Origin of the sequence: Streptomyces sp. NPDC048254 (assembly GCF_043201895.1) — a bacterium.
In the GTDB taxonomy this organism is placed as follows: domain Bacteria; phylum Actinomycetota; class Actinomycetes; order Streptomycetales; family Streptomycetaceae; genus Streptomyces.
This window is the reverse complement of sequence record NZ_JBICZJ010000002.1, coordinates 130,130-144,848: the sequence shown is the minus strand read 5'-3', so window position 1 is coordinate 144,848 and position 14,719 is coordinate 130,130. Positions and strand designations below refer to the sequence as shown.

Below are 14,719 nucleotides of genomic sequence, written 5' to 3'. Positions count from 1 at the left end.
AGGGCGAACCGCCCCTCTCAGTCGTCGCTGCACTTCTCCAGCCGCCCGGTGGCCCCGGCGTCCGGGTACATCCCCTGCCAGACCCGGTGTTCGGGCGGAAACCCCATGGCCGCATAGGTGTTGATGAGCATTCCCTTGGCCAGGAAGGTCGTGGTGCGGTCGACGTCGGCCCCCGAGAGCAGATGGACGGCGTCCCACAGTCGCCCCCAGCCGGCCCGCACGAGCTCACCGAACTCGTGCTCGCCTTCCGCCTCGGCAGCCGCGACCGTGATGTACGTCTGCATCTGCATCTGGAGCCGCTCCGGCCGCTCCTGGATGAGCCGCACGTATGCGTCACCCATGGCATGCAGGGCCTCTTCGCCCTGCAACCCCTCGGCAGCCTTCTCGAAGAGCTCACGCATGTCGTCGATGCAGCGCTGCGAGGCGGCGGCGAAGATCGCCTTCTTGCCCGGGAAGAGCCGGAAGAGGTACGGCTGCGAAACCCCGACCCGCTTGGCGATCGCCTCGGTGGAGGTGCCGTAGTAGCCCCTCTGCGAGAACTCGGCGATCGCCGCACGGACGACACTCTCGCGCCGCTCCTCAGCACTCATCCTGACCATGCGGGTAAGTTAGTACTCAATCACTAACCATGTCAAGGAACCGGGAACGCCCTCCCCTCGCGAGCCGTTTCACGGGTAGGGGCCGTACACGCGTAAGGGGCGTCCCACCATGGAGAGCGCCCCTTACCGGACCGTGGAACTCGCCGGGCTCAGCCCAGCCGTACGACCGCCCGCGACATGCCCAGCACCTTCTGCCCGGCGCTCATCGCCGTCAGGTCGACGCGCACGGTGTTGTCGTCGAGCTTGGCCGCGACCTTGCCGCTGACCTCGATGACGGCGCCCTGGTCGTCGTTCGGCACGACGACGGGCTTGGTGAAGCGGACGCCGTAGTCGACGACCGCGCCCGGGTCGCCGGTCCAGTCGGTGACCACGCGGATCGCCTCGGCCATGGTGAACATGCCGTGCGCGATGACGTCCGGCAGGCCCACCTCCTTGGCGAACTTCTCGTTCCAGTGGATGGGGTTGAAGTCCCCGGAGGCGCCCGCGTACCGCACCAGCGTGGCGCGGGTCACGGGGAAGGTCTGGGCGGGCAGTTCGGTGCCGACCTCGACGTCCTCGTACGCGATCTTCGACGTCATCGGATCCTCACGCCCCGCCTTCTTCGGCGTCCGCAGCGCGGGCCACCAGTTTGGTCACGGCGCTCACCACGAGCTCGCCCGTCTCGTCGTGGACGTCGCCGCGGATGTCGATGATGTCGTTGCCCGCGAGGGACTTGACGGCCTCGATCGTCGAGACGACGGTCAGCCGGTCGCCGGCACGCACCGGACGCCGGTACGCGAACTTCTGGTCGCCGTGCACCACCCGGCTGTAGTCCAGGCCCAGCTGCGGGTCCTCGACGACCTGCCCGGCCGCCCGGAAAGTGATCGAGAAGACAAAGGTCGGCGGAGCGATCACATCGGAATAGCCGAGCGCCTTGGCGGCTTCCGGGTCCGAGTACACGGGGTTGGTGTCGCCGACCGCCTCGGCGAACTCACGGATCTTCTCCCGGCCCACCTCGTAGGGCTCGGTGGGTGGGTAGGTCCGTCCCACGAAGGACTGATCGAGCGCCATTGGCCCGGCACCTCCTGATGTCTGCTGTGATGCCCCACAAACTAGCGGGAAAGCCAACTGCCGAAACGCCGTGAGGCCGCCCCCGAGCCGGGGACGGCCTCACGAACGAGCCTGTAGTTATCGCGTTTCGCGGTGCGCGGTGTGCGCATTGCAACGCGGGCAGTGCTTCTTCATCTCAAGACGGTCCGGGTTGTTACGCCGGTTCTTCTTGGTGATGTAGTTCCGCTCCTTGCACTCCACGCAGGCCAGCGTGATCTTCGGGCGGACGTCGGTGGCAGCCACGTGAGTGCTCCTAAGACGAACGGATGGACTGATACAACGCAAAAAGAGTAGCCGATCGAAGGACCGACCCCGCAATCGGCTACTGTCAGTAGCGGTGACCGGACTTGAACCGGTGACACAGCGATTATGAGCCGCTTGCTCTACCGACTGAGCTACACCGCTTTGATGAGATCAGTCCCGTCTCGCGACGGGACCTCTCACACCAGAGCCCCAATACGGAATCGAACCGTAGACCTTCTCCTTACCATGGAGACGCTCTGCCGACTGAGCTATTGGGGCGAGCGATGAAGACATTACACGCTCGGCCGCCGTTCACCCAAATCCGTTTCCAGCCGCCCCACCGGGCCCCTTCCGCCCCGCTCACGGCAGCCTCCCGGGCCCCTCCCGACGCTGCCCACGCGCGCGTGCCGCACCGTTCCCGACCGGTCCGACGAGGCCGGTACGACTATTGCGCTCCTCCCCGCCGCACGCGGCTCGCCACCCTAGGCTCGACTCACTCTGCGTGATCTTGAGTCCCGGCCCGGACCGACCTTCCTGGAGCGCGATGCCCGACAGCCAGCCGCAGCCGCCCTCGTCGTCGTCCAACTCCCCGGGCTCCTCGGGACAGTCCGAGCCGACCGGGCTCCTGCTCTGCGGGGCACGGCTCACCGACGGCCGGACCGTGGACGTACGGCTGGGCGGCGGGCGCATCGAGGCGGTCGGTACGGCCGGCAGCCTGGCACCGGGTCCGGCCCGCGCGGGCGGCGCGCGCGTGGACCTGAGCGGCTACCTCCTCCTCCCGGCCCCGGCCGAACCGCACGCCCATGGCGACACCGCCCTCTCCGCCGATCGCGGCGGCCCCGTCTCGTACGACCCCGACGACGTCCAGCGGCGCGCCACCGAGGCGGCCCTGCTGCAACTCGGCCACGGCGCGACGGCGGTACGCGCGCACGTGCGCGTGGGCGACGTCCAGGGGCTGGCCGCCCTTGCCGCCGTACTCCAGGCGCGCCGCTCGCTGCGCGGGCTCGCGGAACTGACGGCGGTCGCGATGCCGCGCGTACTGACCGGAGTGGCCGGCACCGAGGGGCTGGCGATACTGCGGGACGCCGCGAAGATGGGCGCGTCCGTGCTGGGCGGCTGCCCCGACCTGGACCCCGATCCCACGGGCTATGCGGAGGCCGTCCTGGAGGTGGCCTCCGAGCACGGCTGCCCGGTCGATCTGCACACGGACGCCGTCGACCCGGCCCGGCTGGCGCGGCTCGCGGCGATGGCGGGTGGCATGCGCCCCGGCGTGACGCTCGGCCCGTGCGCCGGGCTCGCGCGCCTGCCCGCCGAGGCGGCCGCCCGGGTCGCGGACCAGCTCGCCGCGGCCGGCGTCACGGTGGTGTGCCTGCCCCAGGGCGGCTGCGGCTCCGTCGACCGCCGCGGCACGGCTCCGGTACGGCTGCTGCGCGCGGCCGGGGTACGGGTCGCGGCCGGCAGCGGCGCCCTGCGCGACCTGTCGAACCCCGTCGGCCGGGGCGACCCGCTGGAGGCGGCCTACCTCCTGGCCTCCCGCCACGGCCTGCGCCCCGAGGACGCCTACGACACCGTGAGCGCCTCCTCCCGGGCCGCCCTGGGCCTTCCCGAGGTCCGCGTCGAGGCCGGCTTCCCCGCCGAACTCCTCGCCGTACGCGGCGACCATCTGGCCGGAGCCCTCTCCCTGGCCTACAGCCGGATCGTGGTGCACCGGGGGCGCGTGGTGGCACGCACGAGCGCGGTCCGCGAGTACTGCAACTCGGCGGCGACGGCGGAGCTGGGGCTGCCTCGGCAGGGGCGGGGCGAGGTGTCCTGAGGGGGCGCGGGGGAGCGTGTGGCGCGCGGGAGCGCGTGCACGAGGATGGCCCGAACCCGGCGGGGCGCTTCTCGGGACCTGCGTGAGCGCGTGGGGCGCGTGAAGTCGTGCAGCGAATGCGGGGCTTCGGGCGTACGGTCGGAAACATGCGCATTGTCATCGCTGGTGGTCATGGTCAGATCGCGCTGCGGTTGGAGCGGCTGCTCTCCGCGCGCGGGGACGAGGTCGCGGGAATCATCCGGAAGGCCGAGCAGGGCGACGACCTGCGGGCGGCCGGCGCCGAACCGGTGCTGCTCGACCTGGAGTCGGCGTCGGTCGAGGAGGTCGCGGCGCCTCTGCGGGGAGCGGACGCGGCGGTGTTCGCGGCGGGCGCGGGCCCGGGCAGCGGCACGGCCCGCAAGGAGACGGTGGACAAGGGCGCGGCGGTGTTGTTCGTGGAGGCGGCCGTACGCGCGGGCGTGCGCCGTTTCGTGGTCGTCTCGTCGATGGGCGCGGACCCGGCGCACCAGGGCGACGGGGTCTTCGACGTGTATCTGCGGGCCAAGGGCGAGGCCGACGCGTACGTCGCCCGGCAGAGTGCCCTGGACTGGACGATCCTGCGCCCCGGTTCACTGACGGACGAGCCGGGCAGGGGCCTGGTGCGTCTGGAGGCACACACGGGCCGGGGCCCGGTCACGCGCGACGACGTGGCCGCCGTACTCGCGGAGTTGGTGGACACGTCGGCGACGGCCGGTCTGACCCTGGAGCTGATCGGCGGTTCGACGCCGGTCACGGTGGCCGTGAAGTCGGTGGCCGGGAACTGAACCCACCGCCCTGGCCGTTGGGACTTGTGACGGTGACGACGGCCGGGCGGAGCCCTCAGAACAGCGACAGCTGTCCGGGAAAGTCCGGCACGGCGTAGCCGTCCAACGCCGGCTGGACCGCCCCCAGTTGGGCCTGCCGCCGCGAGCCGGAACAGGAGACCAGATCGCCGGTCTCCCGCACCCCGGGCGGGTCGTGCCGCGCGAAGCGTCCCGCGACAACGGCGATTTCACGGCGGCACACCGGACAGGTTCTACGTCGGGAGGACATGTGCCCAGTGTGCCCCGGGGCGGGGCACATGTACCGGGGGCCGTGGGGGTCCAGGGGCGGTTGGTCCGGGCTTCCCCGATGTCGGTGGTGCGGGTGCCAGCAGTGCGCCCCGTGCGGCCCGGCCGGTTACGAGGGCCGGCTCCACGCCGGGCGGCGACGGCTCCGGGGCACAGGTGCGCTCAGGCGCCCTCGGTCCGGCGCGCCTCCGCGTTCTCGCACCCTTTGGGAAGCGCCCACCTCGCCCCCGCTGTGGGACACGTCACGCCTCCGCTCGACGCCACTCGTGACGCAACGAAGAGACCCCCTCCGGTCTGTGTTTCCACAGTCCGGAGGGGGTCTTCCCCAAAGTGGCGGCGCCAGGATTCGAACCTGGGAAGGCGAAGCCGGCAGATTTACAGTCCTCCCAAGATCGCCACTTCACACCCCATCTGACCTGCGCCTTAGCCATGGTCAGTGTCCGGGTGAGCCAATCCCGTCCACGTGTCGTCCTGATCATGGAAAACCGTCCACGAATCGACCGGAGGTAGCTTGGCTCTGAGCGCCCACGCGACGAGTCCACTGGCGGGTAAATTTACTCAGTGACCTGGTACGCACCACGGCAGGACGGAGAGTGCTCTACGCATGGGACCGAAGACGACCAAGGTCTATGAGACGCTCCGCGATCGGCTCACCTCAGGCCGGTACGCCCCCGGCGGCAAGTTCCCTTCTGAACGAACGCTGACGGAGGAACTGAGCATCGGCCGGACGGCACTTCGGCAGGTCCTTGCGCGTCTCGTTACAGAGGGCGCGTTGGAGGTTCACGGTCGGAGTTCGTACCGGGTGCCGGGCGCAGTGAGCGTGAAGGCCCCCAACGGCCTGGAGCCGTGGCAGATCCACGGTGAACGCGACGTCTACGACAATGAATGGGTCAAACTCCAGGTCTGGGATGTGGAGCCACCCGGTGTGGAGCGATTCGAGCACCACGTAGTGAAGCTTCACCACGTGGCGGTTACGGCCGTTATCGACACCCAAGACCGCGTACTCATGCTGTGGCGCTATCGGTTCGTTCCTCAGCAATTCGGTTGGGAACTTCCCGGCGGGATTGTCGATGAGGGCGAGGAACCCTCAGAGACCGCACTTCGAGAAGTCGTCGAAGAGACGGGGTGGCGTCCGAATTCCGTTGAGCACGTGGTCACCTACCAACCAATGGTTGGCATGGTGGACTCCCCTCATGAAATCTTCGTCGCCCATGGCGCCGAAAAAGTTGGCCCCCCGACAGATCTCGAAGAATCGGGCCACATCGAATGGGTGCCGTTGGCCGATATTCCTGGGCTCATGGCACGCGGTGAGCTAATGGGGTCCGGCACCCTTGTTGCCCTGCTGCACATCCTTGCCACCCGGAGCAAGCAGCGGGCTACAGTCGCTCACTGAGCAGGTCGACACGACGGCGCTGCCGCACGGAACCCGTGCGGCTCGCCAGTAGCCGGGCCTGCCTGAGGTGGGTCTGAGCGTCGTCGTACTCGGCTCGCGCCAAATGCGCCTGCGCCAAATCCGCGTGCGTTCCGGCCCTTGCCCGTACAAAGGTGGGGTCCATCACCTTCAAGGCGTCATAGAGACTGGTCACGGCGCCAGAGTCCCCGAGCAGGGCAAGAACATTCCCCTGCCACCGCGCGAGATGTGAGCCGTTGAGAAAGATGCTCAGCATGTCGGGGTCTCGGTCTTCGCTTCCTCCAGGGATGCACTCCGCAGCCTTTTCCAACGCACGATGGCAATCGTCGACCATTTCGGCGTGCGCACACAATTCCGCCTCGGTTGCATGGAGCCACGCCCGGAGCCGGGGTGAGCCGTCCCCGCCAAGGGTGCGCTGCGCGTCGCGAACCAATTCGACTCCCAACGCCGGCCGTCCAGCCTCGCAAAGCACGTACGCCTGCTCACCCATGGCGTGCGCGAGATACATCGGAGCCTCAGCATCACGCGCGGCCCGTTTCGCGAGTTCGTAATGCCGCCATGCCCGCTCAACCGCCCCAGAGTCGATGGCCTGCCACGCGGCAAGAGTCGACGCCCCCGCGAGCGCGAGCGCTACCGGTCGGCGCGCAGAGGGCAGCACGGCAAAGTTCAGCGCTTCTTCGAGGGCGCCGAGGTGACCGGTCATCTGGTCCACAAGACCGGCAGCCCCCATCTGACGGTCCATAGTGCGGAGCAACTCCGTCTGTGCGTTGAATGCGCTCACCATGGACTCACTGACGGTACTGGCTGAATCGATCCTGCTGAGCAGGTCGTCGTACCCGTCAGCCGTCGGCATCGCCTGAACGGTCGCGGCCCCCCTCAGCTCCGCATCAGTGGCGCCGAGAAGCTTCCGCAGGATCCCTGCGTACCGGTCCGAGATGGCGCGCTTGCCGTTCTCCCACTCGGACACGTACACCCGCAAACTCGCGGTCGAGGCGACGTCGGTGAGGTTCTGTCGGGCGTACTGCTCGATCTCGCGCACCAGCCGCTCTTGCGACCAGCCGCGTGCAGTCCGCGCGCTCCGAAGTCCTGAACTCACAGGCCACCGCCCGACGTTAGTTCCGATCACTGGCCCTTCCATGGTGCCTCACGTTGCCGCAGGTCAACAGGGGTTAACAGGCCTGGAGTTAAGCCCTGTTGGCTACCGACACCTGCGCCACGAGCGGTCTTCTGGAGATGCGCCGCGAGGGGCGGTCGCCAATCAAAACGGCGAACCTCCTTGACTCTGGTGCGCACCAGTTGTCATCCTTCTGGTGCGCACCAGTTCACGGGATCGCATCCCGTTCGCGGTGCGCAAGGGCGGAGGACGCTGCAAGACCGCCCGCTAAGGCCCAGGTGCAACAGGGTTTCGGCCCGTACTGGGGAGGTGGCCCGGCGACCGCGAGCAACGGCCGGAGAGTGGGGACACGGTCCCCCTTGCAGTGCTTCACCCCTGTTGATCTCGCCGAAAGGACGCTTGATGTACCGACGAAGACCCTGAGCGTCACCGTCACGGACCGGCCGGCGGCGCCTGGACAGCGTGCACGGTCCATCACGGCTCGCAGCACGTCACGTTGCGGCCGGCTGCCTCTCCCGCCCGTACGCCCCGGCCGAAGTGCCGCATCGGACGGACGGGAGCGCGGGGAGCCGGACAACCCGACTTCAACGGCGCGCGGCCCCGGTGCTCGAACACCGGGGCCGCTGTTCGGGCCGTTCCTCTCTGGAAGGAACCAGACCCAATGGAACACATCGTTACTGTTCAGGACGCCGTTACCGCGTTCGAGCCGTGGATCGAGCCCACGGACGCGGAGCTGGACGCGATCGAGCGGGAGATGCCGCTGATCCTGGCGGACGTCGACCTGTTGGACGCGCAGATCACCACCCTGGACCGCACCCCGAACGAGCTGGACACCCGCCGCATCCGCCGGGCCCGCCGCCGGGTGCTCGCCGAACGGCTGGCACTCGCCAACCGCACGGCCGGTGCGACCCTGCCCGGCGGTGCCGCGTGAGCGCCCCGGCCGGACAGAGCCTCACCGCCGCGCACGCCGAAGTGAAAGCGGAGATCACGCGGACCGACAACAAGACCGCCCTGCTACTCGCGTTCGTCGGCGCGGTCCTGGCCGGCGCCTGGACCATCGGCAGCGCCCTCCCCCTCAACCCGCCGGCCGTGGTGGTCGGGGTGCTGGGGATGGTGCTGCTGATCGGTGCCGCAAGCGTGCTACTGACGTCGGTGCGGCCGAACCTGAACGGCGGTCACGGGTTCCCGCTGTGGGCGACCCTGACCCCCGAACAGATCACCGCGAGCCTGTCGACGGATCTCGCCGCCGACATCGCCGGACTCTCCCGCATCGCCGTCGTCAAGTTCACCTGCCTGCGCCGCGCGGTCGACCTGACCCGCGCCGGCGGCGCCCTGCTCGTGCTCGCCGTGGTGCTCGCGGTCGGGGGTGCGGCATGAACGCGCTGGTGAGCATGGCTTCGGCGGCCGGTCCGTTAGCGGCCGGCTGGGGCGTCCACGGGCTGTGGCTGCGCCGCCGTCTGTCGGTCGCGCGCCATGACCCGTTGTCGGGGCTGTGGACGCGGGACGCGTTCGAGCAGCGCGCCAGCAGGCTGCTGGCCCGGCATCCGCACGTCGCCGTGGTCCTGGTCGACCTGGACGGGTTCAAGGCCCTCAACGACACCCACGGGCACGCGGCCGGTGATGCTGCGATCCGTGCCACGGCCGGAAGCCTGGCCGACGCCCTCACCGGACACCGACGGGCGGTCGCGGGCCGGCTGGGTGGGGATGAGTTCGCCGCCGCCGTGGTCCTGCCGGATCCGGTGGCGTTGCCGTGGCTGCTGCGCGGTCTGCACGGCGAAATCACCGCCCCGTTCCGGCACGACGGACGTGACCTGAGGGTCGGTGCGTCCGTCGGCGGCGCGCTCTCCAGCGACGCCGCCGCCGGCACCGGACGGGAGCTGCCGGCGTTGCTGCGCCTGGCGGATGAGGCCATGTACACGGCCAAGCGCGGCGGTGGCGGCTGGCAGAACGCCGCGTTCGCGCCCCGCCGCACCACGACTGCCGGGCGGCGCACCGGACGCCCCGGCACCCACACCACCCCGGGGAGGGAAGCGGCATGACACGCCTGAACAAGACCCTGCTGACCGTGCTGCCGGCGGTCGCCATGACGGCCGTGTCCATGGTGCTCACCCTGGCCGTGGTCATGATGTGGCTGGGTACGGCCGTGCCCTGGTACGTCGCCCTGGTCGTCGGTCTGGGCATCGACGGCGGATGGCTCGCCACCCTCGCGTATGAGCGCCGGTTGGCCGCGCAGGGCGACCACAGCAACGCCGTGACCGCCGTCGGCTGGTCCTTCGGTGCGGTCGCCTCGGGTGTCCTGGTCACCCACGCGCTGACCGCCGACGAGTCGACGGGGGCGTGGCTGGCCGTGGCGTGGCTGCCGATCGCCGCCAAGGCTCTGTGGCTGGTCCACGGCTTGTGGGAGCGCACCGCACTCACCCCGGCCGCGCTCGACACGATCCGGGGCATTCAGCAGGAAGCCCGCGACGACGCGGCCGTGGCCCGTGCCCGACTGCGCGCGGAAGCGTCCACGGAGGAGACGCGGTTGACGGCCGTGACGGAGGCGGGGGCGCGCGTCGCACGCGTCCAGGCCAAGACCGCTGACAGGCTCGCGGGGGCGTGGTCGACGCTGGAAGCAGCCCGCAAGGGCGAGAGCACCGGCCGCGCCCTGACCAGCGTGACGGCCCGCGTCACACCCGACGTCACACCCTCGTGGAACCTTCCCGTCTGGGGGCCCTCCGAGCGGGTTGCGGCGTTGGAGCAGGCGCCCGCGCTCGCCGATGACGCACTCGATGTACTGGTGGACGGGATCCGGCTGAGTGAGCAACCGCCGTTGTCGTACCGGGAGATGGCCACCCGCTTCCGCGCGGCCGGCCACTCCGCATCCGAGGTCCGCCTGCGGGCCGCCTGGAAGCGGGTGGCGTGATGGCCGGCGTCTACGGGAAGTGCTTCGACCCCGAGGGCGCCCTGTGGGGCATACCCACCTTCCCCTGGAAGCTCGCCCCCGACGGGTATGCCACCCGCCGCCAGTTACGGGCCCAGGGCCTGCGTCCCGGGGGCCAGCCGGTAGCAGCGCAGGTCATGCGCCTGAACCGCCGCGCAGGAACCCCCAGGGTCGCCTACCTCTACCACGTCGACCGGGCGCTTCCGGTCCGGCCGATGACCTCCCGCAAGTGGGGCGCGCTCGCGCTGGCGATGCTCGCCCGCCGCACCTGCCCGAAGTGCCAGCTCACCTACAGCTACTGCATGCCGCGCTCCCTCGGGATGTGCGTGCTGTGCGCCTACCCCGAAGGGACCTGCGATGGAATCGCTGCCTGACGTGCCCCGGGTCGTCCAGCTCCCCGACGGCACCTACACCTACACCGACCGCCTCCCCGCCCCTCCCCAGCAGCAGCCCTACAGCGGCCCGCAGGTCATCCACCAGCATGTTCACCAGGCGCCGCCGGACCGCACCGTTCAGCGGATCGCGCTCGGCTCCGGGATCGGTGCCGGGACGGTGGCGGCCGGCGTCTACTTCGGCCCGCTGCTGGTCGGCGTCCTGACCGCCATCGCTGCCAATCTCGCGCTGCTCGCGCTCATCGCGGCGGTGTGCGCGTGGGGTGTCGTCACCGTCGTCCGCTCGGTCGGCGGTGAGGACGGCAAGCGCGCCGCCGACACCGCCCGCCGCTCCCGCCGGCGCTGACAGCTCCCCGCGGTTCCGGGCCCCCGTGTCCCGGGGCCGTGGGGAGCCGGACAGTCCGGCCCGGAACGGGAGACAGACGTGAGCAGCGAACAGCTCCGCTTCACCGCCGGCGAGAAGGCCCGCCTGACCCTGCTGGTCGCCCGGATGGCCAAGCGCGGACTCGCCGACGACCGCCAGTTCGGCGGACGGGTCGACCAGAGCGACCTTCAGCGCAGGGTCGAGCGGATCGAGAACCAGGCCCGCAAGCGCGCCGAACAGGGCCGCACCAGCAAGAACGGCAAGTAGCTACACCCCGGGGACGGTCGTCCCGGCCAAGGAAACCGGCCGCCCCCGGGCCACCCACCACCCACTTTGTGTGCAGCAGGGAGTACCCAGAATGACGGACAGCACCATGGGCCCGCACCTGCGCCCCGTGCCCGCCACCACCCCCGACGACGACATGCCGGCCGCACCCGTGCCGGTGGACAACCCGAAGTTGCCGGACCCGAAGATCAGGGTCGAGAAGCGCAAGCCGGTGCTCGCCGGATGGCTCACCAACCGGCGTGACTTCCTCGCCACCGCCCGCCACACGAGCGCGAACGTCGGTTACGCCGCGCTCTACCATGGCGTTCGCATCCCGGTGTATGCCGGACGCCTCGCCCTGATGTCGCCCCGGGGCGCGTGCCGGTTCATCGCGTCCACCAACCGGTGGATGTGGGACCGCGAAGCCGCACCCCTGCGGGACTTCGCGGTGCGGACCGAGGACGTCGAGGAGTACATGCGCCTGGCCCGGCTGCGGGCCGGCCGGATCCGGCTGCGCGGGCTGGTCACCCTGGTCGCCGCCGTCTTCGGACTCGGATTCGCCCTGTACCTGTACGTCCTCGCCCCCGCCTACCTGTACGCGTTCGCCGCCGGCGGGGTGCTGCTGCTCGGCATCGGCGGACAGCAGCCCGACGCCCCCGTGGTCGGCCCGGCGGTCCTGAAGACCGAGGTGCAGAAGCTCACCGGCTCCATCGTTCTGCGCGGCCTGGACAGCATCGGGAACGCGAAGATCACGACCGCCATCAAGAAGGGCGGGGACATGAACGGGCTGCGGTTCGTCTCGGAGATCGTGCGGGACGGGCCCGGCTACCGCGCGGACCTGGACCTTCCCTACGGCGTCACGCCGGAAGACATCATGGAGGCCCGCAAGCCTCTCGCCTCCGGGCTTCGCCGCAAGACCGGCTGCGTGTGGCCCGCCCCCGATCCCGAGCAGCACGAGGGGCGACTCGTTCTGTGGGTCGGTGACAAGCCGATGAACGAGACCACCAAGCCCGCGTGGCCGCTCGCGAAGTCGGGCACGGTCGACCTGTTCCGGCCGGTCGTGTTCGGCAACGACCAGCGCATGCGCGACGTGTCCGTGACGCTCATGTTCGCGTCCGTCGTGGTCGGCTCGATTCCCCGCATGGGGAAGACGTTCCTGATGCGGCTGCTGCTGCTCATCGCTGCTCTCGATCCGCGGGCGGAGCTGCACGCGTTCGACTTCAAGGGCACCGGTGACTTCGGCGCCCTGGAGCCGGTCTGCCACCGCTACCGCGCCGGCGAGGAAGACGACGACATCCTCTACGTCGTCCAAGCCCTGCGGGAGCTGAAGGAGGAACTGCGCCGCCGCGCGAAGGTCATCAAGTCCCTGCCCCGTACGCGCTGCCCGGAGTCCAAGGTCACCCCCGAACTGGCCAGTGACAAGAGCCTGGGTCTGCACCCGATCGTCGTCGGGTTCGACGAGTGCCAGGTGCCGTTCGAGCACGAGGAGTACGGCAAGGAGATCGAGTCGATCTGCACCGACCTGACCAAGCGCGGCCCCGCCCTGGGCATCGTGGCCATGTTCGGCACCCAGCGGCCCGACGCGAAGTCCCTGCCCACCGGCATCAGCGCGAACGCGGTTCTGCGGTTCTGCCTGAAGGTGATGGGCCAGCCCGCCAACGACATGGTGCTGGGTACGTCGATGTACAAGTCGGGGTACCGGGCCACGATGTTCTCCCGCTCCGACCGGGGCATCTGCTGGATGGCCGGTGAGGGCGACGACCCGCGCATCGTCGCGTCCGCGTTCGTGGACGCGGTCGCCGCCGAACGCATCGTCGCCCGCGCCCGGACCGTGCGCGAGCAGTACGGCAACGTCACCGGCCACGCCATCGGCAACGGCCCGGAGAACACCGGTCCCGGCTCCGACATCCTCGCCGACACCCTGAACGTCATCGCCGACGACGAGAAAGCCGTGTGGTGCGAGCGGATCGCCGCCCGTCTCGCCGCCGCCGACCCCGACACCTACACGGGGTGGCAGGGCGAGAACGTCACCGCCGCGCTCAAGCCCTGGGGCATCAAGCCGGGGCAGGTCTGGGGCACCACCGACGACGGCGAGGGCGCCAACCGGCGCGGCATCAAGCGCGCCGACATCACCGCCGCGATTACGCGCCGTAACGCCGATCGGGCCGCCGCCTGACCCAGCACCGCTGCTAGACCTAGCAGCCCCGGCCGCTAGGTCTAGCAGCCGTACTAGCGCCCCGCAGGGCCGCTGATCAGCTCACTAGCGTCTAGCGGCCCACCTGCGAAAACACCCCGAAACCGCCCTTGGAAGGGATGTGAGCCCTAGTGGCTCTCGCTAGCTGCGCCCTGCTGCTCGCACTCGCTGGTTACGCAGTGTTATGTGCGGTCAAGCCGTTCGCGCCGTGCCGGAAGTGCTCCGCAACCGGCGTCCGGCAGGCCCGCCGCAAGGTCAAGCTGTGCCGGCGCTGCCACGGCCGCCGCTACCGGCTGCGCGCCGGCCGGCGGCTGCTCAACACCGGCCGCGCCGTCCACCGCGACGGCACCCGCCGTGCCCACCCTCGCCGCCTCACCGATCGGGAGTTCTCCGAATGGCCGTGACCGTCTCCCTCGTCCTGCTCTTCGGGCTGGTCCTGTTCTTCCTGCTGCGGAGCAACAGCCTCAGCGCCGGCGCCGCGTTCATCGCCGTCATGTTCGGGTTCTTCCTCGCCTCCACCGGCGCCGCCGGACCCATCAACAACCTGGCCACCGCCGTCGTCCAGTCCCTCCCCAACCCTTGATCAGGAGTGCCGTGTTCGAGATCCGCGTCATCTGCGACCCCGACGACACCGACCGCGTCACCGCCGCCCTCGCCGACACGTTCGCCGCCGGCGCCACGCGTGCCTATCCGACCCGGGACGGCAAGCGCACCCGCCTGTACGTCACCGCCGACCACCGGCCCGACCCGGAACCCTTCCCGACCCCGGACACCGCGTACGTCCACGCCCCGAGCATCGTCAGCGAGATCGGGTGGACCGCCCGCACCCTCGCCACCGCCGCATGTTTCACCGAACTGGACCGGGTCTTCTACCTCCGCAAGGCCGCCCTCCTGGACCGCATCGCCCTGCTGGACGAACCGGACGGGTCCGGCGACACCTCGGAGACCGCGCTCACGTCGGCCCGGATGCTCCTGATGCTCGAAACCGACCGAGTGCCCATGGCCCCGTACCTCCTGGACCAGGCCGACCACGACCCGCGCGGCTACGTCCGCCAGCAGTACGCCCGGCAAGCCGCATGCGTCTGCGACGACTTCGGCGAGGGCGACTGCCTCCGGCACCCCGACCCCGACCACTAGATGCGCCAAGGGCGACCCCCCATTCCGCCAAGAACCGGGGTCGCCCTTGCCCAACCAGGACCCAACCAAGGAACTGGAGACATCCAGC

The 14,719-nt window shown here is 70.1% G+C and carries 20 protein-coding genes and 2 tRNA genes; 14 read left to right on the top strand and 8 right to left on the bottom strand.

The features are described 5' to 3' along the window. Positions 1-17: 17 nt before the first annotated feature. From ACGFZQ_RS05890 to ACGFZQ_RS05865, 6 genes are all read right to left on the bottom strand, one after another. On the bottom strand, positions 18-599 hold the full coding sequence (locus tag ACGFZQ_RS05890; protein ID WP_393839356.1) for a TetR/AcrR family transcriptional regulator: 582 nt from the start codon (positions 597-599) through the stop codon (positions 18-20). 149 nt (positions 600-748) lie between these two features. After that, a complete protein-coding gene (locus ACGFZQ_RS05885; protein WP_393839355.1) occupies positions 749-1,177 on the bottom strand; it encodes a MaoC family dehydratase in 429 nt (142 codons plus the stop codon). A gap of 7 nt (positions 1,178-1,184) precedes the next feature. Further along, the gene (locus ACGFZQ_RS05880; protein ID WP_351748069.1) at positions 1,185-1,649 is read right to left on the bottom strand and encodes a MaoC family dehydratase N-terminal domain-containing protein; all 465 of its coding nucleotides are present in this window, start codon (positions 1,647-1,649) and stop codon (positions 1,185-1,187) included. Between the two features lie 117 nt (positions 1,650-1,766). Further along, positions 1,767-1,931 (bottom strand): 50S ribosomal protein L33, encoded by a 165-nt coding sequence (gene rpmG, locus ACGFZQ_RS05875; protein ID WP_003948671.1) that lies wholly within the window; start codon positions 1,929-1,931, stop codon positions 1,767-1,769. Positions 1,932-2,020: 89 nt separating this feature from the next. Further along, positions 2,021-2,093, bottom strand: a tRNA-Met gene (locus ACGFZQ_RS05870). A gap of 44 nt (positions 2,094-2,137) precedes the next feature. Then, positions 2,138-2,210, bottom strand: a tRNA-Thr gene (locus tag ACGFZQ_RS05865). A gap of 265 nt (positions 2,211-2,475) precedes the next feature. On the opposite strand from ACGFZQ_RS05865, the gene ACGFZQ_RS05860 reads away from it, so the two are divergent. Beyond that, positions 2,476-3,744 (top strand): amidohydrolase family protein, encoded by a 1,269-nt coding sequence (locus ACGFZQ_RS05860; protein ID WP_393839354.1) that lies wholly within the window; start codon positions 2,476-2,478, stop codon positions 3,742-3,744. A 146-nt stretch (positions 3,745-3,890) separates the two neighbouring features. Continuing rightward, positions 3,891-4,547, top strand: coding sequence for an SDR family oxidoreductase (locus ACGFZQ_RS05855; RefSeq protein WP_382528336.1), 657 nt, complete (start codon positions 3,891-3,893; stop codon positions 4,545-4,547). 55 nt (positions 4,548-4,602) lie between these two features. Here ACGFZQ_RS05855 and ACGFZQ_RS05850 read toward each other — a convergent pair whose 3' ends face one another. Next, positions 4,603-4,815 carry a hypothetical protein gene (locus tag ACGFZQ_RS05850; RefSeq protein WP_393839353.1) on the bottom strand — a complete coding sequence of 71 codons (213 nt, stop codon included), beginning with the start codon at positions 4,813-4,815 and terminating at the stop codon, positions 4,603-4,605. 621 nt (positions 4,816-5,436) lie between these two features. Between ACGFZQ_RS05850 and ACGFZQ_RS05845 the strand changes: the two genes are divergently transcribed. Next, entirely contained in the window at positions 5,437-6,225 is a 789-nt protein-coding gene (locus ACGFZQ_RS05845) for an NUDIX domain-containing protein (protein WP_393839352.1), read from the top strand. Here the strand turns inward: ACGFZQ_RS05845 and ACGFZQ_RS05840 are convergent. Then, positions 6,209-7,216, bottom strand: a complete 1,008-nt coding sequence (locus ACGFZQ_RS05840) for an XRE family transcriptional regulator (protein WP_393839859.1) — start codon at positions 7,214-7,216, stop codon at positions 6,209-6,211. The genes ACGFZQ_RS05845 and ACGFZQ_RS05840 overlap by 17 nt on opposite strands. An 802-nt stretch (positions 7,217-8,018) precedes the next feature. Between ACGFZQ_RS05840 and ACGFZQ_RS05835 the strand changes: the two genes are divergently transcribed. From ACGFZQ_RS05835 to ACGFZQ_RS05785, 11 genes are all read left to right on the top strand, one after another. Further along, the gene (locus ACGFZQ_RS05835; protein ID WP_362564569.1) at positions 8,019-8,288 is read left to right on the top strand and encodes a DUF6284 family protein; all 270 of its coding nucleotides are present in this window, start codon (positions 8,019-8,021) and stop codon (positions 8,286-8,288) included. Further along, on the top strand, positions 8,285-8,734 hold the full coding sequence (locus ACGFZQ_RS05830; protein ID WP_362564567.1) for a Pycsar system effector family protein: 450 nt from the start codon (positions 8,285-8,287) through the stop codon (positions 8,732-8,734). Before ACGFZQ_RS05835 ends, ACGFZQ_RS05830 begins: the two co-directional genes overlap by 4 nt. Continuing rightward, positions 8,731-9,396 carry a GGDEF domain-containing protein gene (locus ACGFZQ_RS05825; RefSeq protein ID WP_393839351.1) on the top strand — a complete coding sequence of 222 codons (666 nt, stop codon included), beginning with the start codon at positions 8,731-8,733 and terminating at the stop codon, positions 9,394-9,396. The genes ACGFZQ_RS05830 and ACGFZQ_RS05825 overlap by 4 nt, the downstream gene beginning before the upstream one ends. Further along, positions 9,393-10,262 (top strand): protein spdB, encoded by an 870-nt coding sequence (locus tag ACGFZQ_RS05820; protein WP_393839350.1) that lies wholly within the window; start codon positions 9,393-9,395, stop codon positions 10,260-10,262. Before ACGFZQ_RS05825 ends, ACGFZQ_RS05820 begins: the two co-directional genes overlap by 4 nt. Continuing rightward, positions 10,262-10,654: an RRQRL motif-containing zinc-binding protein gene (locus ACGFZQ_RS05815; RefSeq protein WP_393839349.1), complete on the top strand. Its 393-nt coding sequence runs from the start codon at positions 10,262-10,264 to the stop codon at positions 10,652-10,654. The genes ACGFZQ_RS05820 and ACGFZQ_RS05815 overlap by 1 nt, the downstream gene beginning before the upstream one ends. Continuing rightward, the gene (locus ACGFZQ_RS05810) at positions 10,638-11,018 is read left to right on the top strand and encodes a DUF6251 family protein (protein WP_362564562.1); all 381 of its coding nucleotides are present in this window, start codon (positions 10,638-10,640) and stop codon (positions 11,016-11,018) included. Before ACGFZQ_RS05815 ends, ACGFZQ_RS05810 begins: the two co-directional genes overlap by 17 nt. Positions 11,019-11,096: 78 nt before the next feature. After that, positions 11,097-11,303 carry a DUF6257 family protein gene (locus ACGFZQ_RS05805; RefSeq protein WP_393839348.1) on the top strand — a complete coding sequence of 69 codons (207 nt, stop codon included), beginning with the start codon at positions 11,097-11,099 and terminating at the stop codon, positions 11,301-11,303. A 91-nt stretch (positions 11,304-11,394) separates the two neighbouring features. Further along, complete coding sequence (locus tag ACGFZQ_RS05800) at positions 11,395-13,476, top strand: cell division protein FtsK (protein WP_393839347.1); 2,082 nt, start codon at positions 11,395-11,397, stop codon at positions 13,474-13,476. A gap of 149 nt (positions 13,477-13,625) precedes the next feature. Further along, positions 13,626-13,898 carry a hypothetical protein gene (locus ACGFZQ_RS05795; RefSeq protein ID WP_393839346.1) on the top strand — a complete coding sequence of 91 codons (273 nt, stop codon included), beginning with the start codon at positions 13,626-13,628 and terminating at the stop codon, positions 13,896-13,898. Continuing rightward, complete coding sequence (locus ACGFZQ_RS05790) at positions 13,889-14,077, top strand: hypothetical protein (RefSeq protein WP_393839345.1); 189 nt, start codon at positions 13,889-13,891, stop codon at positions 14,075-14,077. The genes ACGFZQ_RS05795 and ACGFZQ_RS05790 overlap by 10 nt, the downstream gene beginning before the upstream one ends. Before the next feature lie 11 nt (positions 14,078-14,088). Further along, positions 14,089-14,631: a hypothetical protein gene (locus ACGFZQ_RS05785; protein WP_393839344.1), complete on the top strand. Its 543-nt coding sequence runs from the start codon at positions 14,089-14,091 to the stop codon at positions 14,629-14,631. The last annotated feature ends 88 nt before the right edge of the window (positions 14,632-14,719 follow it).

Coding starts and splice junctions, on each gene's coding strand:
- ACGFZQ_RS05890 (WP_393839356.1), bottom strand. CDS start 599: ATGGTCAGGATGAGTGCTGAGGAGCGGCGCGAGAGTGTCGTCCGTGCG.
- ACGFZQ_RS05885 (WP_393839355.1), bottom strand. CDS start 1,177: ATGACGTCGAAGATCGCGTACGAGGACGTCGAGGTCGGCACCGAACTG.
- ACGFZQ_RS05880 (WP_351748069.1), bottom strand. CDS start 1,649: ATGGCGCTCGATCAGTCCTTCGTGGGACGGACCTACCCACCCACCGAG.
- ACGFZQ_RS05860 (WP_393839354.1), top strand. CDS start 2,476: ATGCCCGACAGCCAGCCGCAGCCGCCCTCGTCGTCGTCCAACTCCCCG.
- ACGFZQ_RS05855 (WP_382528336.1), top strand. CDS start 3,891: ATGCGCATTGTCATCGCTGGTGGTCATGGTCAGATCGCGCTGCGGTTG.
- ACGFZQ_RS05850 (WP_393839353.1), bottom strand. CDS start 4,815: ATGTCCTCCCGACGTAGAACCTGTCCGGTGTGCCGCCGTGAAATCGCC.
- ACGFZQ_RS05845 (WP_393839352.1), top strand. CDS start 5,437: ATGGGACCGAAGACGACCAAGGTCTATGAGACGCTCCGCGATCGGCTC.
- ACGFZQ_RS05835 (WP_362564569.1), top strand. CDS start 8,019: ATGGAACACATCGTTACTGTTCAGGACGCCGTTACCGCGTTCGAGCCG.
- ACGFZQ_RS05825 (WP_393839351.1), top strand. CDS start 8,731: ATGAACGCGCTGGTGAGCATGGCTTCGGCGGCCGGTCCGTTAGCGGCC.
- ACGFZQ_RS05820 (WP_393839350.1), top strand. CDS start 9,393: ATGACACGCCTGAACAAGACCCTGCTGACCGTGCTGCCGGCGGTCGCC.
- ACGFZQ_RS05815 (WP_393839349.1), top strand. CDS start 10,262: ATGGCCGGCGTCTACGGGAAGTGCTTCGACCCCGAGGGCGCCCTGTGG.
- ACGFZQ_RS05810 (WP_362564562.1), top strand. CDS start 10,638: ATGGAATCGCTGCCTGACGTGCCCCGGGTCGTCCAGCTCCCCGACGGC.
- ACGFZQ_RS05800 (WP_393839347.1), top strand. CDS start 11,395: ATGACGGACAGCACCATGGGCCCGCACCTGCGCCCCGTGCCCGCCACC.
- ACGFZQ_RS05790 (WP_393839345.1), top strand. CDS start 13,889: ATGGCCGTGACCGTCTCCCTCGTCCTGCTCTTCGGGCTGGTCCTGTTC.